This is a genomic window from Pseudomonas silensiensis, from assembly GCF_050434865.1.
GTDB classification, from domain to species: domain Bacteria; phylum Pseudomonadota; class Gammaproteobacteria; order Pseudomonadales; family Pseudomonadaceae; genus Aquipseudomonas; species Aquipseudomonas fluorescens_W.
This window is the reverse complement of sequence record NZ_JBNDJH010000010.1, coordinates 26,046-47,309: the sequence shown is the minus strand read 5'-3', so window position 1 is coordinate 47,309 and position 21,264 is coordinate 26,046. Positions and strand designations below refer to the sequence as shown.

20 protein-coding genes are annotated in these 21,264 nt (G+C 58.0%); 13 read left to right on the top strand and 7 right to left on the bottom strand.

What is annotated here, in order from left to right; translation table 11 throughout:
* Positions 1-37: 37 nt before the first annotated feature.
* The 7 genes from rplS (at position 38) to QF010_RS15915 (ending at position 7,226) form a co-directional block, all read left to right on the top strand.
* Positions 38-388, top strand: a complete 351-nt coding sequence (gene rplS / locus QF010_RS15945) for a 50S ribosomal protein L19 (protein ID WP_003175895.1) — start codon at positions 38-40, stop codon at positions 386-388.
* Between the two features lie 99 nt (positions 389-487).
* Entirely contained in the window at positions 488-1,384 is an 897-nt protein-coding gene (gene xerD, locus QF010_RS15940) for a site-specific tyrosine recombinase XerD (RefSeq protein WP_429533491.1), read from the top strand.
* Between the two features lie 253 nt (positions 1,385-1,637).
* On the top strand, positions 1,638-2,369 hold the full coding sequence (dsbC, locus tag QF010_RS15935) for a bifunctional protein-disulfide isomerase/oxidoreductase DsbC (RefSeq protein WP_017340265.1): 732 nt from the start codon (positions 1,638-1,640) through the stop codon (positions 2,367-2,369).
* 134 nt (positions 2,370-2,503) lie between these two features.
* Complete coding sequence (locus tag QF010_RS15930) at positions 2,504-3,808, top strand: homoserine dehydrogenase (RefSeq protein WP_033056454.1); 1,305 nt, start codon at positions 2,504-2,506, stop codon at positions 3,806-3,808.
* Positions 3,809-3,874: 66 nt separating this feature from the next.
* Positions 3,875-5,284, top strand: coding sequence for a threonine synthase (gene thrC / locus QF010_RS15925; protein WP_033056392.1), 1,410 nt, complete (start codon positions 3,875-3,877; stop codon positions 5,282-5,284).
* Positions 5,285-5,417: 133 nt separating this feature from the next.
* The gene (locus QF010_RS15920; RefSeq protein ID WP_429533490.1) at positions 5,418-6,776 is read left to right on the top strand and encodes a transporter substrate-binding domain-containing protein; all 1,359 of its coding nucleotides are present in this window, start codon (positions 5,418-5,420) and stop codon (positions 6,774-6,776) included.
* Between the two features lie 162 nt (positions 6,777-6,938).
* Positions 6,939-7,226: a DUF3509 domain-containing protein gene (locus QF010_RS15915; RefSeq protein WP_033056390.1), complete on the top strand. Its 288-nt coding sequence runs from the start codon at positions 6,939-6,941 to the stop codon at positions 7,224-7,226.
* Between the two features lie 170 nt (positions 7,227-7,396).
* On the opposite strand, the gene QF010_RS15910 is transcribed toward QF010_RS15915, so the two are convergent.
* Both QF010_RS15910 and QF010_RS15905 read right to left on the bottom strand, forming a co-directional pair.
* Positions 7,397-8,392 (bottom strand): TIGR02285 family protein, encoded by a 996-nt coding sequence (locus tag QF010_RS15910; protein ID WP_429533489.1) that lies wholly within the window; start codon positions 8,390-8,392, stop codon positions 7,397-7,399.
* Positions 8,319-9,518 (bottom strand): CaiB/BaiF CoA transferase family protein, encoded by a 1,200-nt coding sequence (locus QF010_RS15905; protein ID WP_429533488.1) that lies wholly within the window; start codon positions 9,516-9,518, stop codon positions 8,319-8,321. Before QF010_RS15905 ends, QF010_RS15910 begins: the two co-directional genes overlap by 74 nt.
* 147 nt (positions 9,519-9,665) lie before the next feature.
* Between QF010_RS15905 and QF010_RS15900 the strand changes: the two genes are divergently transcribed.
* The 3 genes from QF010_RS15900 to QF010_RS15890 all read left to right on the top strand — a co-directional run bounded on the left by QF010_RS15900 (position 9,666) and on the right by QF010_RS15890 (position 13,290).
* A complete protein-coding gene (locus tag QF010_RS15900) occupies positions 9,666-10,208 on the top strand; it encodes a YaeQ family protein (protein ID WP_007897614.1) in 543 nt (180 codons plus the stop codon).
* 66 nt (positions 10,209-10,274) lie between these two features.
* Positions 10,275-11,984, top strand: coding sequence for a single-stranded-DNA-specific exonuclease RecJ (gene recJ, locus QF010_RS15895; protein WP_033056388.1), 1,710 nt, complete (start codon positions 10,275-10,277; stop codon positions 11,982-11,984).
* 199 nt (positions 11,985-12,183) lie between these two features.
* Positions 12,184-13,290: an NADH:flavin oxidoreductase/NADH oxidase gene (locus QF010_RS15890; RefSeq protein WP_033056387.1), complete on the top strand. Its 1,107-nt coding sequence runs from the start codon at positions 12,184-12,186 to the stop codon at positions 13,288-13,290.
* 63 nt (positions 13,291-13,353) lie between these two features.
* Here QF010_RS15890 and QF010_RS15885 read toward each other — a convergent pair whose 3' ends face one another.
* Entirely contained in the window at positions 13,354-14,979 is a 1,626-nt protein-coding gene (locus QF010_RS15885; RefSeq protein WP_429533487.1) for a glucan biosynthesis protein D, read from the bottom strand.
* Between the two features lie 391 nt (positions 14,980-15,370).
* Between QF010_RS15885 and QF010_RS15880 the strand changes: the two genes are divergently transcribed.
* On the top strand, positions 15,371-15,556 hold the full coding sequence (locus QF010_RS15880) for a hypothetical protein (protein ID WP_033056451.1): 186 nt from the start codon (positions 15,371-15,373) through the stop codon (positions 15,554-15,556).
* Between the two features lie 10 nt (positions 15,557-15,566).
* Here the strand turns inward: QF010_RS15880 and QF010_RS15875 are convergent, their stop codons facing one another.
* Positions 15,567-15,770, bottom strand: a complete 204-nt coding sequence (locus tag QF010_RS15875) for a hypothetical protein (RefSeq protein ID WP_033056385.1) — start codon at positions 15,768-15,770, stop codon at positions 15,567-15,569.
* 96 nt (positions 15,771-15,866) lie between these two features.
* Positions 15,867-16,379 carry a BRO-N domain-containing protein gene (locus QF010_RS15870; RefSeq protein ID WP_033056384.1) on the bottom strand — a complete coding sequence of 171 codons (513 nt, stop codon included), beginning with the start codon at positions 16,377-16,379 and terminating at the stop codon, positions 15,867-15,869.
* A 471-nt stretch (positions 16,380-16,850) separates the two neighbouring features.
* On the opposite strand from QF010_RS15870, the gene QF010_RS15865 reads away from it, so the two are divergent.
* Entirely contained in the window at positions 16,851-17,432 is a 582-nt protein-coding gene (locus QF010_RS15865; RefSeq protein WP_429533486.1) for a ComF family protein, read from the top strand.
* A gap of 5 nt (positions 17,433-17,437) precedes the next feature.
* On the top strand, positions 17,438-17,995 hold the full coding sequence (locus QF010_RS15860) for a hypothetical protein (RefSeq protein ID WP_033056383.1): 558 nt from the start codon (positions 17,438-17,440) through the stop codon (positions 17,993-17,995).
* 110 nt (positions 17,996-18,105) lie between these two features.
* Here QF010_RS15860 and QF010_RS15855 read toward each other — a convergent pair whose 3' ends face one another.
* Complete coding sequence (locus tag QF010_RS15855; RefSeq protein ID WP_429533485.1) at positions 18,106-19,590, bottom strand: APC family permease; 1,485 nt, start codon at positions 19,588-19,590, stop codon at positions 18,106-18,108.
* Between the two features lie 210 nt (positions 19,591-19,800).
* Positions 19,801-21,225: a gamma-aminobutyraldehyde dehydrogenase gene (locus QF010_RS15850; protein WP_033056381.1), complete on the bottom strand. Its 1,425-nt coding sequence runs from the start codon at positions 21,223-21,225 to the stop codon at positions 19,801-19,803.
* Positions 21,226-21,264 lie beyond the last annotated feature (39 nt).

Genomic DNA, 21,264 nt, shown 5'->3' with positions numbered 1-21,264 from the left:
CGATGGTAAATCCGACGATTTACCTTAGGAGCACAGCATGACTAACAAAATCATCCTTGCACTCGAAGCAGAGCAGATGACCAAAGAGATCCCTACCTTTGCCCCGGGCGACACCATTGTCGTTCAGGTGAAAGTGAAGGAAGGCGACCGTTCGCGTCTGCAAGCGTTCGAAGGTGTTGTTATCGCCAAGCGTAACCGCGGCGTAAACAGTGCTTTCACCGTTCGTAAAATCTCCAACGGTGTTGGCGTAGAGCGTACTTTCCAGACCTACAGCCCGCAAATCGACAGCATGGCCGTTAAACGTCGCGGTGACGTACGTAAAGCCAAGCTGTACTACCTGCGTGACCTGTCCGGTAAAGCAGCTCGCATCAAGGAAAAACTGGCTTAAGTCCAGCTTCCGATGCAGAAAAAAGCAGCCTAAGGGCTGCTTTTTTGTTGCCTGCGATTTATCTTCCCTGACCGTACTGTCGGTCTTGCCTGAGCCTTTATGCCCGCCATCGATCATCCACTGATAGACCAATTCCTCGACGCTCTGTGGCTGGAGAAAGGTCTTTCCGATAACACCCGCGATGCCTATCGAAGTGATCTGGCCTTGTTCAACGGCTGGCTGCAGGACAAAGGCCTGGAGTTGATCAACGCCGGACGCGAATTGATCCTCGATCACTTGGCCTGGCGCCTGGAGCAAAACTACAAACCCCGTTCCACTGCGCGATTTCTCTCCGGAGTACGTGGGTTCTATCGTTATTTGCTGCGGGAAAAACTGATCGCCGTCGATCCGACGTTGCGCGTCGACATGCCTCAGCTCGGTAGGCCGCTGCCCAAATCCCTGTCGGAAGCGGACGTTGAGGCGCTGCTGAAAGCGCCCGACCTGAGCGAAGCCATCGGCCAGCGCGACCGCGCCATGCTTGAAGTGCTTTATGCCTGCGGCTTGCGTGTGACGGAGCTGATCAGCCTGACATTGGAGCAGGTCAATCTGCGCCAGGGCGTGCTGCGAGTGATGGGCAAGGGCAGCAAGGAGCGGCTTGTGCCGATGGGCGAGGAGGCGATTGTCTGGGTCGAGCGTTACCTGCGCGATGGCCGCCAGGAGCTGCTTGGCGGGCGTCCCAGCGATGTCATGTTCCCCAGCCAGCGCGGCGATCAGATGACTCGGCAGACTTTCTGGCATCGCATCAAGCACCAGGCCAAGGTTGCCGGGATCGGCAAATCGCTGTCGCCGCACACCTTGCGCCATGCCTTCGCCACGCACCTGCTCAACCACGGCGCCGACCTGCGGGTGGTGCAAATGCTGCTCGGTCACAGCGATCTGTCGACCACGCAGATCTACACCCACGTCGCCCGTGCACGCTTGCAGGACCTGCACGCCAAACACCACCCCAGAGGCTGAACAAAATCCCTGTAGGAGTGAGCCTGCTCGCGATGGCGATCTGTCAGTCACCGCTGTGTTGTCAGGACTACCGCTATCGCGAGCAGGCTCACTCCTACAGGGGATTGTGTTGTCCCAATGTCTTGCGTCAGGCGCATTCGGCCACAGGGGCCTTATGTGGTAGGCTTTGCCGGTTTGCACGATGGGCGTTTATGACCCGGTGTTTCGGCACGGGCGTTCTGATCGTCCCATTTGTCCGCCTTCAGGAGTTCTCATGCGTCTGACCCAGATTTTCGCCGCCGCAGCCATTGCGTTGGTCAGCACCTTTGCCGTCGCCGATGACGCGGCCGACAAAGCCATTCGTAAAAGCCTGGAAACCCTCCAGCTCGAAGTACCGGTAGAAAGCATTTCCGCCAGTCCGCTGCCGGGCCTGTATGAAGTCAAACTGCAGGGCAGTCGCGTGCTCTATGCCAGTGCCGACGGCCAATACGTGGTTCAGGGCTACATGTTCCAGCTCAAGGACGGCAAACCGGTCAACCTGACTGAAAAAACCGAACGCCTGGGCGTTTCCAAACTGGTCAACGCAATTCCAGTTGCGGAAACCGTGGTCTATCCGGCGATCGGCGAAACCAAATCGCACATCACCGTATTCACCGACACCACCTGCCCGTATTGCCACAAGCTGCACGCCGAAGTGCCTGAGCTGAACAAGCGCGGCATCGAAGTGCGTTACGTCGCGTTCCCGCGCCAGGGCCTTGGCTCGCCGGGTGACGAACAGCTGCAAGCGGTCTGGTGCTCGAAAGACAAGAAAGCTGCCATGGACAAGATGGTCGACGGCAAGGAAATCAAGGCCGCCAAGTGCGATAACCCGGTTTCCAAGCAGTTCGCCCTCGGTCAGTCGATCGGCGTGAACGGTACACCGGCCATCGTTTTGGCCGACGGCCAAGTCATTCCGGGCTACCAGCCTGCGCCACAAGTCGCCAAACTGGCACTGGGCGCGAAGTAAATTCGCATCGTCACGGTCAGCCATTGACGATCATGGTTCGGCGGCAGCATTCGCCGGGCCATTAATAGAGAACCGCGAGTATGCGGTTGTTTTCACGGCCGGCCTTGAGTCGGCCGTTTTATGGGGAGTTCACAGTGAAACCGGTCAAAGTAGGCATCTGTGGGTTAGGGACCGTCGGTGGCGGTACCTTCAACGTACTTCAGCGTAACGCCGAGGAAATTGCTCGTCGTGCCGGGCGTGGAATCGAAGTGGCACAAATTGCCACGCGCACGCCAAAGCCTCAGTTCCAGACGACCGGTATTGCGATTACCAACGATGTCTTCGAAGTGGCCACGAACCCTGAGATCGACATCGTCATAGAGTTGGTGGGCGGCTACACCGTTGCCCGCGAGCTGGTACTCAAAGCGATCGAGAACGGAAAACACGTAGTGACCGCGAACAAGGCGTTGATCGCCGTTCACGGTAATGAAATTTTCGCCAAGGCCCGGGAGAAGGGCGTGATTGTGGCGTTCGAAGCCGCCGTGGCCGGTGGCATTCCGGTGATCAAGGCGATCCGTGAAGGCCTGTCGGCCAACCGCATCAACTGGGTCGCCGGCATCATCAACGGCACCGGCAACTTCATCCTCACCGAAATGCGTGAGAAGGGCCGGACCTTCGAAGACGTACTCGCCGAGGCGCAAGCCTTGGGTTACGCCGAAGCCGATCCGACCTTCGACGTTGAAGGCATCGACGCGGCCCACAAGCTGACGATCCTGGCGTCCATCGCGTTCGGCATTCCGCTGCAGTTCGACAAGGCTTACACCGAAGGCATCACCAAGCTGACCACCGCTGACGTGAACTACGCCGAAGCGCTGGGCTATCGCATCAAGCACCTGGGCGTGGCGCGCAGCACGGCTGCCGGTATCGAATTGCGTGTGCACCCGACGTTGATCCCGGCTGATCGCCTGATCGCCAACGTCAACGGCGTGATGAACGCGGTGATGGTCAACGGTGATGCCGCCGGTTCGACGCTGTTCTACGGCGCTGGCGCCGGCATGGAGCCGACCGCTTCGTCGGTGATCGCCGACCTGGTGGACGTGGTTCGCGCCATGACTTCCGACCCGGAAAACCGCGTACCGCACCTGGCGTTCCAGCCGGATTCGCTGTCGGCCCACCCGATCCTGCCGATCGAAGCCTGCGAAAGCTCCTATTACCTGCGCATTCAGGCCAAGGACCACCCGGGCGTGTTGGCGCAGGTGGCGAGCATCCTGTCGGAGCGCGGCATCAACATCGAATCGATCATGCAGAAGGAAGTCGAAGAACACGACGGCCTGGTGCCGATGATCCTGCTGACTCACCGCGTGCTGGAACAGCACATGAACGACGCGATCGCCGCCCTCGAAGCCCTGGCTGGCGTGGTCGGTCCGGTCGTACGGATCCGCGTCGAGCACCTGAACTAAGCCGTTATCGTTCACCGGGCTCGCCTGCGGGCCCGGGTTTGCGAACACTGTCTATTGGAGCCAGTCATGCGTTATATCAGTACCCGCGGCCAGGCACCGGCCCTGAATTTCGAAGACGTCCTGCTGGCCGGTCTGGCCACGGACGGTGGTCTGTACGTCCCGGAAAACCTGCCACGTTTCACCCAGGAAGAAATCGCTTCCTGGGCCGGCCTGCCGTATCACGAGCTGGCCTTCCGGGTGATGCGCCCGTTCGTGACCGGCAGCATCCCTGATGCCGATTTCAAAAAGATTCTGGAAGAGACTTACGGCGTGTTTTCCCACAACGCCGTGGCACCGTTGCGTCAGCTGAACGGCAACGAATGGGTGTTGGAGCTGTTCCACGGCCCGACTCTCGCGTTCAAAGACTTCGCCTTGCAGCTGCTGGGTCGTCTGCTCGACTACGTGCTGGAAAAACGCGGTGAGCGCGTCGTGATTGTTGGTGCCACCTCCGGCGACACCGGTTCGGCCGCCATCGAAGGCTGCAAACACTGCGAAAACGTCGACATCTTCATCCTGCACCCGCACAACCGCGTGTCCGAAGTGCAGCGTCGCCAGATGACCACCATTTTCGGCGAGAACATCCACAACATCGCCATCGAAGGCAACTTCGATGACTGCCAGGAAATGGTCAAGGCCAGCTTCGCCGACCAGAGCTTCCTCAAAGGCACGCGTCTGGTGGCGGTGAACTCGATCAACTGGGCGCGAATCATGGCCCAGATCGTTTACTACTTCCATGCAGCCCTGCAGTTGGGCGGCCCGGCGCGTTCGGTGTCGTTCTCGGTGCCGACCGGCAACTTCGGCGACATCTTCGCCGGTTACCTGGCGCGCAATATGGGCCTGCCGATCAACCAGTTGATTGTCGCCACCAATCGCAACGACATCCTGCACCGCTTCATGAGCGGCAATCAGTACGTCAAGGACACCCTGCACGCCACGCTGTCGCCGTCGATGGACATCATGGTGTCGTCGAACTTCGAACGCCTGCTGTTCGACCTGCACGGTCGCAACGGCGCAGCGATTGCCGGGCTGATGGACACCTTCAAGCAAGGTGGCGGTTTCAGCGTCGAACAGGAACGTTGGACCGAAGCCCGCAAGCTGTTCGATTCGCTGTCCGTGGATGACGCTCAAACCTGCGAAACCATCGCCGAAGTTTATGAGCAAACTGGCGAACTGCTGGATCCGCACACCGCTATCGGCGTGAAGGCGGCGCGCGAGTGCCGTCGCAGTCTGGATATCCCGATGGTGATCCTCGGTACGGCCCATCCGGTCAAATTCCCGGACGCAGTGGAAAAAGCTGGCGTAGGAAAAGCGCTCGAACTACCTGCACATCTTTCTGATTTGTTTGAGCGAGATGAGCGCTGCACCGTGCTGCCAAATGACCTGAAAGCCGTGCAGGCCTTTGTCAGTCAGCATGGCAACCGCGGCAAGCCTCTGTAACCAATTAAAACTGTCACATTTTGAAGCCCGTCTCCTGACGGGCTTTCTCATTTCTGCATGCCACACTTGTCGGGTTTCGTAAATGAAGAGCCGCCTATGAAGGGCGGGCGAGACGATCACCAAGGAAGTGGCAATGCTGTTTTTCAGAGGGTTAAAACCAGCCGCGTGCTGGGTGTTTTTTTTAGTCGGCACCCTGGGCTTTGCTCAATGGGGGGGCGCGTCGCAATTGGCGGCAACCGATTCCAAAGGATCGGTTGCTGGCCCAATGATCGAGCTGGACGCTCAGGATTTGAAATGGATTGCCGAGCATTCGAACGTCATCGTCGCATCGGTGCAGTATCCGTTGTACCTGTTCAAGGATAAGCACGGCCAATGGAGCGGCTTGAACAATGATCTGCTCAACCGCATCAGCGCGATGACGGGATTGCAGTTTGTTCACGAAGAATCGTTTTCTACCGATCAGTTGCTCGGGCGACTGGAAAGTGGCGCAGCGGACATGAGCACGACGCTGGCGATGAATGACGAACGCAAGACGTTTCTGGATTTCAGTCATGCGTTCGGTGGTGCTGGCTGGGTGTTCGTCGGGCGGGCCGGGGCGCCAGAGGTGCAATCCCTGGAGCAGCTATCGGGAAAGGTTCTGGTGCTGCCGACCCGGCATGCACTGGAAGCCACGATTCGCCGCGACTATCCGGACATCGAACTGCGCTCGGTTAAAACCTACGCGGAGGCCCGGGCGCTGGTCGAGAGCGGTGAAGCCTATGCCACCATCGAAAACGAAACCGGAGCCCAACTCTATCCGTCCGGGCGGCTCAAGGTCGGGTATGCGGTCGAGGGCAAATGGGAGGCGGACCATCTGGCCGTACGTAAAGGTCAGCCTCAGCTGTCGAGCATCCTCAACAAGGCGCTTGAGGCGCTTGATCCTGCCGAATTGCGCGCCATTCGCTTGAAATGGCTCAGTGGGATTGCCCCCGTCAAGGTGCCCGGTGTCTGGCACCGACTCGCCGAGTGGGGCTGCTGGGGAATGTTTATCGTCAGTCTGTTCGGCCTGTTATCCCTGCTCTGGAATCGACGGCTCACGGTATTGATCCAGCAGCGCCTGGATGCCGAGAAAAGTCTGAGTGATCAGCTTGCCTTCCAGCATGCATTGATGGACGCCGTGCCTGACCCGATGTTTGTTCGTGATCTGGAAGGACGTTTGATCATGTGCAACAAAAGTTATGAGGAGGGCTTGTCGACCCGTTTCGACCAGGTTCAGGGGCGACAGCTGATTGAACTGGACGTCTTGCCCAAAGAGACCGCCGAACTGCTGCATGCAGAGTTCATGGCCCAGCTCGGTACGCGCAAGACGCGCTTCAGTGAACGTCAATTGATGTTCAACAACGGTGTCAGGCATGTCTATCAGTGGACGGTGCCTTTTTACGGTGCCGACGGACAATTGCGGGGCCTGCTGGGAGGATGGACCGATATCGGCAAGCGTAAGACGCAGGCGTGACGCGGCTGTTTTTTATCTGTCATCTTGGCCGTGCATGCTCTATTGACCCGCGGCGCAGGTTCACCAGCAGTCGGTATCCAGAACTTTCTTCTCGAGCCAGTGGTCATTTACTGTAGGCACGCCCCAGGCACTTTGTTTTCGGACTATTGAGTGGTGATCGAGATGGAAAGTATCAGCCTATTGCTCGGTGAAGCTCTGAGCCCGTACCAGGTAACGTTGACCCCGTCGGGGACCCATGGTGAATGCCTGGTGACACTGAAAAATGCGACCGGCGCGATCGTGGTCGAGCGGGCGTTCAATCAGGCTCAGTTGACCAGCAAACGTCTACTGACGGATGTCGTCGACGGTTTGCATCGCGACGTGCTGATCGCCGAAGGTCGGCTGGAGCCCTGCGTCATCGCGGCGTTACGTAATGCTGCCCAGGACAAGATCCTGGCCAACCGAAATTGAATTGTTTTTTGTGGGAACCTTCCTGCGCTTAGGTCAGTCAGACCTTGTAACAGCAGGATCAAGCATTGTGCTCCGGTGCTTGTAGCTTGCTGCCACTGGTCTTTATGTAGGCCACGTTTAACCCCGAGTCGTCTCCCCACTTCTCGGGGTTTCTTTTTGCCTGCGATTTGTCATTGCTCGGCCTGCTGCAGGAAAAATGCCCGGCTGGCTTCCAGGTAGTCGCGGCGACTCTCGGGGTCCAGCCAGGCGGCGTATGCCTCGCTCAAGTGATCGTGGGGCAGGGTGCGCAGCAGTTGGTTGATCTCGATGATCGCCTGCCGGCCCTGGGGGGTGTCGGTACAGCCGATGTAACCAGACAGGTATTTGCCCGTGCCGCGAATCGGGTAGAACTGCAATTCATCTTCCGCGATCCCTTGCTGCTGGGCCTGGTAGCGGATCTCCGAGCGGTACCCCAACAGCATCCGCAAGCGCCCCAGGCGTTGCATTTGCAACAGGCTGCCCAAAGCGTCGTTGCCGTAGTGGAGGGTCAGTGAGTTGGCTGGCGCTTGTTTGAGTAGCGCGTCGAGATATTCGCCGTAGTTGCGCTCGGCAATAATGCCCAGTTTCTCGCGGCCACTGGCCAGCAGGGCCGCCAGGTCCACTTCGCCATCCTCGATAAAGGGCGCCAGCAACTCCCGATCGATGCGCTGCACTGCCAGGCCATTACTCATGGCCCGAAAGACCGGGATGGAAAACGCGATCCAGTCATCGCGCTCCTTGCTCCAGTTCAGCGCTGCATCGCACGTGAGGGATGGCTCGTGGAGCATTTGCAAGCCGCGAGCGCGATTGACTCGCATCAGGGTGTGTTCGTATTGCGGCATGCGGGCGATCAGCAGCGGTAACAGTTGATCGATGACGCCCTGGCCCTTTTTCGATCCTTCGAAAATCATCAGCGGTGGAAGGTCGCGCAATAACCAGACCAGGGTTTCCTTCGGTTGCGCCAACGTTGGCTGAGCCTGGCCGGCGAGCACCAGGAAAAATGCGAACGCGCACAATGCTCGTCCGCCGCGCGTCAGGCAGTGGTTGATGGGCTGCTCGAGCAGGCGCCTCAGCTTAGATGGCCCCGTCTTCACGCAGCTTTGCGATCTGTTCCTTGTCGTAACCAAGATCGTTGAGTACCTGCGCATTGTGTTCGCCCAACTGCGGCCCGACCCATTCCGAAGTGCCGGGTGTCTCAGAGAGTTTCGGCACGATTCCCGGCATCTTGAAATCTTTGCCGTCCGGCAACTTGGCCTTCAGGAACATTTCCCGGGCCAGGTACTGTGGATCACTGAACATGTCTTCAGCACTGAAGATCCGGCTGGCCGGCACGTCGGCCTGATTCAACTGCTCGATGATGGTGTCCAGCGGCAGCGAGTTGACCCAGCGATCAATCACCCCATAAATCTCGTCGCGACGACTGTCGCGTCCGTCATTGCTGGCCAGCACCGGGTCGTTGGCCAGGTCCTCACGACCAATGATCAGCATGAAACGTTTGAAGATCGCGTCGCCATTGGCGCCGATTTGCACATGCTTGCCGTCGGCACTGGTGTGGATCGAGGAGGGCGTGATGCCCGGCATGATGTTGCCGGTGCGCTCGCGGATGAAGCCGAACACGTCGAACTCGGGGACCATGCTTTCCATCATGGCGAAGATCGCTTCATACAGCGCCACATCTACAACTTGGCCGAGGCCACCGTTAACCTCGCGATGACGCAACGCCATCAATGCGCCGATCACGCCCCAGAGCGCGGCAATAGAATCGCCGATGGAAATCCCGGTGCGCACCGGTGGTCGGTCTTCGAAGCCCGTGATGTAGCGCAGGCCGCCCATGGATTCACCAACGGCGCCAAAACCTGGTTGATCTTTCATCGGCCCGGTCTGACCAAAACCCGAGAGACGCACCATCACCAGTTTCGGGTTCAGAGCGTGCAAGACTTCCCAGCCCAGACCGAGTTTTTCCAACACGCCTGGGCGAAAATTCTCGATCAGAATGTCCGCTTCGCTGAGCAGTTTCTTCAGGATCGCCAGGCCGTCGGGGTGTTTGAGGTTCAGGGTCAGGGATTTCTTGTTGCGCGCCTGGACGAACCACCACAGCGAGGTCCCTTCATACAGTTTTCGCCATTTGCGCAACGGATCGCCGCCATCGGGGGACTCGATTTTGATCACCTCGGCACCGAACTCGCCGCAAATGCGCGAGGCAAACGGCCCGGCGATCAGCGTGCCCAATTCAATGACTTTCAGACCTGAGAGCGGTTTTTCGGTGAGCGGCATGCTGGTTCCTGTAGGACAAAGGTTGAGCGGATACAGGGTTTTAACATAGCCGAACGTCAGACGACCAAGGTTGATCGCCTTCAATTCGTGGATTGCCTACCGCATCGGTTAGACTTGCCGCCTTTCCCCGTATCAAGAAGCCCGTTCATGGCCCAGCCGTCCACGACCTACAAGTTTGAACTGAACCTTACCGACCTCGATCGCAGCGTGTACGAGAGCGTGAAGCAGACCATCGCCCGTCACCCTTCGGAGACCGAAGAGCGCATGACCGTGCGGCTGCTGGCCTACGCCTTCTGGTACAACGAGCAACTGTCGTTCGGTCGCGGTCTGTCAGACGTGGACGAACCTGCCTTGTGGGAAAAGAGCCTGGACGACCGTGTCCTGCACTGGATCGAAGTCGGCCAGCCAGACGCCGATCGACTGACCTGGTGCTCGCGTCGCACCGAGCGCACCAGCCTGCTGGCTTACGGCAGCCTGCGTGTCTGGGAGACCAAAGTCATCCCGGCGATCAAAAACCTGAAAAACGTACACATCGCTGCTGTTCCGCAGGAAGTACTGGAAACCCTGGCCAAGGACATGCCCCGCGTTATCAAGTGGGACGTGATGATCAGCGAAGGGACGATTTTCGTCACCGACGACCGTGGTCAGCACGAAGTCCAGTTGCAGTGGCTGAGCGGCGAACGCGGCTGATTATTCGCTGCTGGTCCGCGTTTCCCGTTTTTATCCTACGTATTCAAGAGAAGCACCTGTCACCCCATGCGCATCGAACCTCGCCTGTTGCCCGACACCCTGCCATTCCTCGGTGATCTGCCGCCGCTGCTGACCCGTCTGTACGCGGCGCGGGGCGTGCTGTCCGAGGCTGAACTGGACAAGAGCCTGGCGCGGCTGATTCCGTTCCAGCAGCTCAAAGGCATCGATGCAGCGGTGGATTTGCTGGTGACGGCGCTGGAGCAGCGTCAGCGGATTCTAATCGTCGGTGACTTCGACGCTGATGGCGCGACGGCCAGTACGGTGGGCATGTTGGGCTTGCGTCTGCTGGGCGCAGCTCACGTCGACTATTTGGTGCCGAACCGATTCGAGTACGGCTACGGCCTGACGCCGGAAATCGTTGAAGTGGCGTTGACCCGTACACCACAGTTGCTGATCACGGTGGACAACGGTATCTCCAGCGTTGAAGGCGTGGCGGCGGCGAAAAAGGCCGGGCTCCAGGTGCTGGTCACCGACCACCACTTGCCCGGTGATGAGTTGCCGTTGGCCGATGCCATCGTCAATCCGAACCAGCCAGGTTGCGAGTTTCCGAGCAAGGCGCTGGCCGGCGTCGGGGTGATTTTCTATGTGCTGATGGCTTTGCGTGCGCGTTTGCGCAGCCTCGGCTGGTACGAGAGCAAGCCGCAGCCGAACATCGGCGAGTTGCTGGACTTGGTGGCGCTGGGCAGCGTCGCCGACGTGGTACCGCTGGATGCCAACAACCGGATTCTGGTGCACCAGGGCCTGGAACGGATTCGCGCCGGGCGCGCGCGGCCGGGGATCAAGGCGATCCTCGAAGTCGCCAAGCGTGACCACACGCGCATCACCTCTACCGACCTGGGTTTCATTGTCGGCCCGCGTCTGAACGCGGCGGGGCGTCTGGATGACATGAGCCTGGGCATCGAATGCCTGCTCACCGAAGACGCCGGTCTGGCGCATGAAATGGCCGCTCAACTCGACGGCATGAACCAGGACCGTAAATCCATCGAGCAGGGCATGCAGCGTGAAGCGCTGGCTCAACTAAAGGATTTGCCGGTCGAGTCGATGCCGTTCGGCTTGTGCCTGTTCGATCCCGAGTGGCACCAGGGTGTCATCGGAATCCTCGCGTCGCGTATGAAAGATCGCTATTTCCGTCCGACCATTGCCTTTGCCGATGCCGGCGATGGCCTGCTCAAGGGCTCGGGGCGTTCGGTTCAGGGGTTTCATATTCGCGACGCGTTGAGCGTGGTGGCGGCGCAGCATCCGAATCTGATCAGTAAATATGGCGGCCATGCGATGGCCGCCGGCCTGACGCTGCCGGAAGCGAATTTTCCGTTGTTCGCCGAAGCCTTTGATGCGGAAGTGCGTAGGCAATTGCGCGAAGAAGACCTGACCGGACGTTTGCTGTCGGACGGCACGCTGGCGGTCGAGGAGTTCCACCTGGAGCTGGCCCGCGCCCTGCGCCATGCCGGTCCTTGGGGGCAACATTTCCCGGAGCCGTTGTTCCACGGCGTGTTCCAGCTGGTCGAGCAGCGGGTGGTCGGCGAGCGGCACCTCAAGGTGGTGCTGAAGAGTGAATGTGGTTCGGTGAAGCTGGATGGCATTGCCTTCGGAATCGACCGCGACATCTGGCCGAATCCGACCATCAAATGGGTGGAATTGGCCTACAAACTCGACCTCAACGAGTTCCGTGGCAACGAGACGGTGCAGTTGATGATTGCCCATATAGAACCGCGTTGAAGCGACCTTCTGACCACCCAATCCATCTGAACCCCCCACCTTCCCCCGATGTCGACTAGTCTCTAAGCACTGCTTGATTATCCTTGTGACGTCTTGTCGAATTTTTTGCCCGCGGGGGCGGGTGCTGCACCTTTTTCCTGTCACTCGTCGACTTTCAAACAGAACCCTGGAGCCTGCCCACTGATTCGAGAGGTGCCCCATGAGTCTGCTGCTTGAACCCTATACCCTTCGTCAATTGACCCTGCTCAACCGCATTGCGGTGTCGCCGATGTGCCAGTACTCCAGCGTCGATGGACTGGCCAATGACTGGCACCTGGTCCACCTCGGCAGCCGCGCTGTCGGCGGGGCCGGCCTGGTGTTTACCGAAGCCACGGCGGTGACCGCCGACGGACGCATCACCGCCGAGGACCTCGGCCTGTGGAACGATGAACAAATCGAACCGTTGCAACGCATCACGCGCTTCATTGCAGCTCAAGGCGCTGTGGCCGGCATTCAGTTGGCTCACGCCGGGCGCAAGGCCAGCACCCATCGGCCGTGGATCGGTAAACATGGCAGCGTCAAACCCGAAGACGGTGGCTGGATCCCGGTGGGCCCATCGCCGATCGCTTTCGACCCGCAGCACACCCACCCCAAGCAGCTCGATGATGGCGAGATCGCTGAGGTCATTCAGGCCTTTGTCGCTTCGGCCAAACGGGCGCTGACCGCCGGTTTCAAAGTGGTGGAAATTCACGCCGCCCACGGTTACCTGTTGCATCAGTTTCTTTCGCCCCTGAGCAATCAGCGGCGCGATCAATATGGTGGTTCGTTCGAGAATCGCATCCGGCTGGTACTGCAAGTCACCGAAGCGGTGCGTGCGGTGTGGCCTGAAGAGCTACCGCTGTTCGTGCGGGTGTCGGCCACCGATTGGGTGGAAGACGGCTGGAACCCCGATGAAACCGTGGAGCTGGCGCGACGCCTGCATGCGTTGGGCGTAGACCTGATTGACGTCTCGTCGGGCGGTACGGCGGCCAATGCTGAGATTCCTACAGGTCCCGGGTATCAGACCCGCTTCGCCGAACGTGTGCGCAAAGAGTCAGGTATTGCCACCGGCACGGTAGGAATGATCACCGAGCCGGCACAGGCCGAGCACATTCTGCGTACCTGCCAGGCTGACATCATCTTCCTGGCGCGTGAGCTGCTGCGTGATCCGTACTGGCCGCTGCATGCCGATGATGACCTGGGTGGGCGCAAGGCCATCTGGCCGGCGCAGTATCAGCGGGCCACCCATCGTGAACAGCCGATTCATGAGTCGGATTTGCGCGACTGATTGACGCTGTAAAACCAAAAAGCCCCGGTCGAGTTGACCGGGGCTTTTGCGTTTCTACCGCTGTCAGGTGTACTTGCGCTTCTCAGGCGCAGGCGGGAAGTACTGGTACAACCAGGTTTCACTCAACGTGCGGTCATTAGTACGAATGAACAACCGTAGCTCCACCGGCGCGACGCTGTCATTGGTCGGGTACCAGTCAAAGGTAATGCGGTAACCCTTGATGTCATCCAGCACCAGCACGTTGAAATCCTTCACTTGCCCATTCGAGCACGTCACCACCGGCTCGATCCCCGCGCCTTCCGGCAAGCGGTCCAGACCGCCACCGGTGAAGTCCACGGCAAACCGTCGAGCCCAAACCTCCGGGTAATGCTCGCCGGGGGCCCAGCCTTCGATGAAGCCGCCCATGCCCGAACGCGTGGCGTTGACCCGCGCCAACGGCGTGCCGACCGGAGGCAGTGCGCTCCAGTACAGCTTGTAGCCGTAGTTCAGGGAGTCGCCGGCCGCGACCGGTTTTTTCGGGGTCCAGAACGCGACGATGTTATCCAGGGTTTCGCCGGTCGTAGGAATTTCCAACAGATCGATAGAGCCTTCGCCCCACGCGGTCGTAGGTTCTACCCACAGGCTCGGACGCTTGCTGTACCAGTCGACCGTGTCTTGATAGCTGTCGAACTCATGATCGGTCTGCACCAGGCCGAAACCTTTGGGGTCGGTGTCGGCGAAGGCATTGAATTGCAGGGTGGCCGGGTTGTTCAGCGGGCGGCAGATCCACTCGCCGTTGCCGCGCCACATGGCCAGGCGATCAGAGTCGTGGATTTGCGGGTGAATCGTGTCGCACATGCGCCGTTCGTGGGTGCCGCAGCTGAACATGCTGGTCATTGGCGCAATGCCCAGTTGTTCGATGGCGGTACGCGCGTTGATGTGCGCATCGATGGCCATGACGACCTGGCTGGCCTGACAGTCGATGTCGAAACGGTAAGCGCCGGTGGCGCTCGGTGAATCCAGCAGGGCGTAGACCACGAACCGGGTACTGTCCTTGTCCGGGGTCTCGAACCAGAACTTGGTGAAGTCCGGGAATTCTTCACGCTTCTTGGCATAGGTATCGATCGCCAGGCCGCGTGCCGACAGACCGTACTGGCCTGAGGCATCGACTGCACGGAAATAGCTGGCGCCGAGGAAGGACAGCACGTCGTGCTGGTCCAGCTCCGGGGCCTTGAACAGCTTGAACCCGGAAAACCCCAAATCACCCGTGAGCTGTTTGGTGTCGACCGTGGTTTTTTCATAGTTGAACAGGGAAGGGCGGAAATGCACCTCTCGCGCCTGACGCGTCTTGGGATCGACGCTGTACATGCGCACCGGTTGTTTGAAACCCATGCCCACGTGGAAGAACTGCACATCCAGCTGACCATTGAGGTCATTCCACAGCGAGTGGTTGCCGTCGTAGCGGATCGCGTTGAAGTTCTGCGGCGTCATGGTCGCCAGGGTCGGCGGCAACACCTGCTTGGTGTCCTGATAGCGATTACCGGCAAGCTGCTTGGCCTGGATTTTCAGCGCTTCGAAGTCGAATGCCTGAGCCTCGCCATCCGCCGCGCCGGTACCGGCCCAGGCCCGGGTAGCCAACAGGCCAGACGCTGATAAACCGGTGTAGGCAGCGATGGCCATGGATGCTTTGAGCAAATTCCTGCGGTGCATAAGTTCAACCTGTCGTGAACAATCCCGCGCCGTTCCTGGCACGTGCTGGATCAAAAATAGAGGTTCGGACATGCCTTCGGCCAAACGCAACGGACATTAAACAGATAACAAATAGCTTAAACCGTTCGGTTGTGTAGAAAAAATGATTGGTGGCACTTTGGCTTCGCGGCAATGAAACAAGAAATGTCGGTTAAGTTTTCTGACAGTACTTTCTGATTTTTAGGGCGTTTCTGCTTTTTTCGACTAATTACTCTAAAAATCGCTTTTCACCGCCGTGATAGTTCCTATTCTGTGTTCATGACCGACCTCTGCCCTTCAGGCCGGCGACTACAAAAAGGAGAGGGCGATGCGGTTTTTGAAGTTTTCTCGGGCTTATAGAAGGACATCGTCCATGACGAAAGTACAAGGCATCACCCAGTTGCTGGGCATCCTTCCTTGCCTGACCACAGCGCGCCGAAGGCGTCGGGTCAGTTCGGACGAGATGAAGTTGTTGGAGCGCTATCGGGAACTGTCGGAAAGCGACCAGATTGCGATGCGGTATCTGGTGGATGCGATGAGGAGTGTTTCGCGGTTTTGACCGAGGATGGTTACCGTGAAAGCCATTTGGCTTTTACGGTGGCCAGTCGGGTCAGCTTGCCGGCATCGGCGTCGATGATGCCTTCGTGGATTGCTTGGCGACGAGCCGTGATATTTTTTTGCTCGACGGTTTGTTGCAGATACTTTTCTGAAAAGGCGCTATCACTTGGAATCACTTCAGTGACGCTTTGGCTGGTGATATGCGGTTTGCTCATGGCTGCGGATTGCTCTTGCGGGAGATTGAACAGGTGTATTCAAACCAAAGGGGCGGACTGTGAAGTCTGCCCCTTTTTCATTTTTTCATCCCGCCTTCAACTGCAAGTGCCCATGATCTTGAACGGCCGTTGTGCCTGCATCAGATCAGGCATGTCACGCCACTTGATCCATGCCTGATGCTGCCAATGCAACAGCGGCACCGAGATGCCTGCCCACTGCAATGAACTCAGGTTTGGAATGTTATCCACAGATGTCGCTTTCGACTCACGCAGCGTAGGTATGACTTCGTTGCTCAGCCACTGGCGCAGGTTTCGGTTTTCCGGGACGAAATGGTGCACCAGAAGGGCATACATCCCTGATTCGCTGACCATCAGTGATTCGACCGTTTTGCCGTTTTTGAGCAGCCACACATATCGACGTTGATCGGGATCGAGTTTCAGGGTGAGGCGTTGGTCCATCGGGCGGCCCATCAAGCGACCGAGATCCTGGACGCAGAACCAGGCTTGGTTGTCCTGCATGAAAGCATGGAGGAAGCGGTTGTGGCGGGTGAAGACGGTAGGGGTGAAATGCGGATGGATTTCAGACGGATTTGGTGTGTGCGTAAGCATTTTTCGACTCCATGTTGAAAAAGGAGCCGCCACTAATCCTTCGACAGATTTGGGTGGCGGACCATGTGGCGTTCGAAGTCGGAACATTCTCGATCAACACGGAAGCCGAGAGGCCCGCGCCACACGGCCCACCATAAAGCGAAGCTGAAAGGCAAAATTGCCCCAGTTCATATGGGGGCGCGGATGCGCCATGTTGATTGTGATCCGGCTTCGACCCCGGGTCGCTGATTTGGCAGCGACGAGGTAAAGCCTATCGTTCAGGCGCTCGCGGCGCCAAGTCTACCTTGGCGCCGCGTGCTGTAGGAATCGATGTCTATGCCCGAAGGTTCGATCTGTAGGAATTGCCTGTTTTTGCATGAGAGTCAGCGCCACGCGGCGTTTGACTGGAATCTCTGTTTTTCATTGCCTATGGTCAAAAAGCGCCAAGGAAATTTCGGTGCTTAACGGACAGGCCTAAAAATGGAGAATGCCTTGAAAGTATCCCTAAAACAGATAAGCGGCCCTTGGGACCAAGGATGGGTGCTGGACAAGCACATGATAAGTAGTACCTTTCTAGGGGATGATGAGCACGGAAACCCACGCTTTGATAATCTCCGTACAGAGGTAGGACAAGCGACCTACCAGCTCAAATACCAGAAGGATTGGAGTCAGGTGAGCCCTCTTGCTCAAGCTGTAGCGACGAATGTTTTACCTAAACTTGCTCAAGTAGGGTTCGTAATTCCTATGCCGGCCTCGAATATACGTGCACGACAGCCAGTTACTGAGGTTGCCGTAGAGTTAGGACGAATAATAGGAAAGCCTGTATTTTCGGATTTGCTTCGAAAGGCTACCACCGGGCAATCGCTTAAAGATTTGCATTCTAAAGCTGAAAAAGTTGCCGCTATAGGCGCTAGCTTCAGTGTGAATGATGAAATTACCAATACAGGCTGTTGGAATGTTTTGGTCGTTGATGATTTATTTGACAGTGGGGCGTCAATGGATGCCGCCTGTGCTGTTTTACGTAGATATCCCAAAGTGGGGAAAATCTACGTCGCGGCGTTAACTTGGAAGTGAGATAGATGACAACTGTATTTATTGCGGGCTCTATTAATATCAAACACCTTGATCCGAAGGTTAAAGAGCGTATCAATAATATCGTTGATTCAGAGTTTGACGTCGTGGTTGGCGACGCAGGCGGAGCCGATACATCTATACAAGAGTATTTATTGAGCCTGGCTCGATCTAAAACTACTATTTATTGCAGTGGCGTGACCCCTCGGAACAATCTTGGAGAATGGCCGGCTAGAACGGTAGAAACCAAACATTCCAAAGGGTCGAGAGCATTTTTCACCGCGAAAGATGTTGTTATGGCTGATGCCGCCGATTACGGCTTGATGATTTGGGATGCTAAAAGCACCGGAACACTGAGTAACGTGATTGAACTGTTGGCTCGAAAGAAGAAGTCGCTCGTTTTTGTTAATAAAGAAAAAGCCTTCAAGGTGGTTGGGAATGTGAGTCAGCTTGAGGAGCTTGTTGCGTTTATGTCGGATCACGCTAAACAAAAAGCAGATGAAAAAATCAAGCTTTTCGATCGCATATCTTTGCTGAAGCACGATCAAGCAGAACTGTTGCTTTGATGGTTTTTCTTTTCAGTCAATAGCTGTCATTAATTCCCCTTTCTCTAGGACTGTGAGAAAGGGGAATATTTCAGCGCTGGCACCAGTAATGGTACCCGGGTCAACAAACCTTACCGACTAACCTTCCAAGCATCCCCCGCAGGCGCAGTCCCATGGTCATACGGCTTGGCAAGCCACATATAAACCAGCCCCAACCCAATCACGATCGCAGTACTCAACACCATCGCGTAGTTGATGTACCACGCCGCATCCGGCGTGCGCGGCCAGGCCATGTTGATGATTGCGCCGATGCCATAGACCAGCGCGCCGATGTTCACCGCCCAGCCCCAGGCGCCGAGGGTGAATTTGCCGCTCGGTTTCCAGCCTTTCATGCGCGCATACAACGCGGCGAGCACGATCATCTGGAACGCCAGGTAGATACCAATCGCCGCAAAGCTGACGATGGTTGCCACTGCATCCTGCAGGAAGAAGCCCAGCACAATGATCAGCGCCGGCAGGACGCCGGACACGAACAGTGCCGCAACCGGAACCTGAGTCGTAGGGGAAATCTTCTTCAGCAGTGAGCTGCCGATGACCATTTCATCCCGAGCGTAGGAATACAGCAGACGACTCGCCGCCGCTTGCAGGCTGATGACGCAGGAGATGAAGGAAATCATGACCACGCCCATCACCACTTTCGAGCCGACCGGGCCGAAGGCGTTGTTGAGGATGGTGGTGACCGGGTCCTTGTCGGTGCCATTGATGACGGCTTGCATGTCTGGCACGGCGAGGATCAGCGCCAGGCAGGCGAACATCGCCGCGATGCCGCCGATGTAGATGGTCATGCGCATGGCCACCGGGATCTGTTTGCTCGGGTTCGGGGTTTCTTCGGCCACATCGCCGCAGGCTTCGAAGCCGTAGTACAGGAACATCCCCGCCAGCGAGGCGGTAAGGAACGCCGGCAGATACGAACCATCAATGCTGATATCGAAGGTGTTGAACAACACACTGATCGATTGATGACGCTCGAAGATCAGCAGGTAAACACCGACGATCACCGCACCGACCAGTTCGCAGAGGAAGCCGAACATGGCGATCCGCGCCAGCACTTTGGTGCCGCTGAGGTTGACCAGGGTGGCGAACAACGTCAGGAACAGTGCGATGACGATGTTGGTGTTGTTGCTCGGTTCAAAACCCATCATGGCGGCCAGGTACGGACCAGCGCCCACCGCAACGGCAGCGATGGTCACACACAGGGCGATGGAGTAGATCCAGCCGACCATCCACGCCCAGCGCTTGCCCACCAAACGACGAGCCCACGGGTACACACCGCCGGAAATCGGGAACTGCGAGACCACTTCACCGAAGATCAGGCACACCAGCAACTGGCCGCATCCGACCAGCAAATAAGCCCAGAACATCGGTGGCCCACCGGCGGCGAGGCACAGGCCGAACAGGGTATAAACCCCTACGACCGGAGATAGATAAGTGAAGCCCAGGGCGAAGTTTTCCCACAGGCTCATGCTGCGATTGAAGTTCGAGGTGTAGCCCAGCTTGCGCAGTTGCTCGGCGTCGCTGTCAGCGACGGGTACAGCGAGTTCGGGTGTTGAATCCATGGTGTTAGCTCCGGAAAATCGGCAGATTTCGGATGTCCGAAACCGTGGCAGGGCCATGACGACGCTGCCCGGATCGGTGGTTATTGTTTTGGCTTCTTTGGGGTGGAACCTGGTGGTGCTGGGTGCCGGTTTCTTCCTTGAAGTTGCGGTGAGGCCATCGCGAGCAGGCTCACTCCTACAGGGATTGCGGAGAACCTGCTCGCGATGCTTTTAGTGCTTGAACATCACATGCCGAACGACGGTGTAGTCCTCCAGCCCGTACATGGACATGTCCTTGCCATAACCGGACAGTTTCTGACCGCCGTGAGGCATTTCGCTGACCAGCATGAAGTGTGTATTCACCCAGGTGCAGCCGTACTGCAAGCGTGCGGACAAGCGATGCGCACGACCGACGTCCGAGGTCCAGACCGACGACGCCAGGCCGTAGTTCGAATCGTTGGCCCAGCCCAGCACCTGTGCTTCATCGGTGAATTTGGTCACCGACACCACCGGCCCGAACACTTCACGACGGACGATTTCGTCGTCCTGTTGCGCGTCGGCCAACACCGTTGGTTCGAAGAAGAAGCCATTGCCTTCAACAGCCTTGCCGCCGGTGATCAATCGGATATGCGGCTGAGCCAAAGCGCGCTCGACAAACCCGGCCACGCGGTCGCGATGTTGGGCGGTGATCAACGGGCCCAGTTCGGTCGACGGATCATCCTGCACACCGTACTTGATGCTGCTGACCGCCTCGCCGAGCTTCTCGACGAACCTGTCATAGATGCCTTCCTGCGCGTAGATGCGGCAGGCGGCGGTGCAATCCTGGCCGGCGTTGTAGAAGCCGAAGGTGCGGATGCCTTCCACGGCGGCGTCGATGTCGGCGTCGTCGAAGATGATCACCGGGGCCTTGCCGCCCAGTTCCATGTGCATGCGTTTGACGCTGTCGGCGGTGCTGGAAATGATGTTCGAGCCGGTGGCGATCGAACCGGTCAACGAGACCATGCGCACTTTTGGGTGTGTGACCAGTGGACTGCCGACCGTAGGACCACGACCGAATACCAGGTTAAGCACACCGGCCGGGAAAATCTCCGACGCCAATTCCGCCAGACGCAGCGCGGTCAGCGGGGTTTGTTCCGACGGCTTGAGCACCACGGTATTACCCGCCGCGAGGGCCGGGGCGATTTTCCAGGCGACCATCATCAGCGGGTAGTTCCACGGTGCGATGGAGGCGATCACGCCGACCGGGTCGCGGCGGATCATCGAGGTGTGGCCGTGCAGGTATTCACCGCCCGCCGAACCGCTCATGCAACGGCTGGCGCCGGCGAAGAAACGGAACACGTCGGCAATCGCCGGGATTTCGTCGTTCAGTGCAGCACTGTAGGGCTTGCCGCAGTTGTCCGACTCCAGTTTGGCCAGCTCTTCGCCGTGAACTTCGATGGCGTCGGCGAGTTTGAGCAGCAGCAGCGAACGTTCTTTCGGCGTGGTTTGCGACCAGCTTTCGAAGGCGCTGTCGGCGGCCCGCACGGCGGCATCGACCTGAGCTTCGCTGGCTTCGTTGATTTCCACCAACACACGACCGAGGGCCGGGTTGAACACCGGTTGGGCGGGGCCTTCGCCGTCGATCAGTTGGCCATTGATCAAGAGTTTGGTTTGCATGGCTTTGTCCTCTTTCTACCGCAAATTCATTATTGGAAT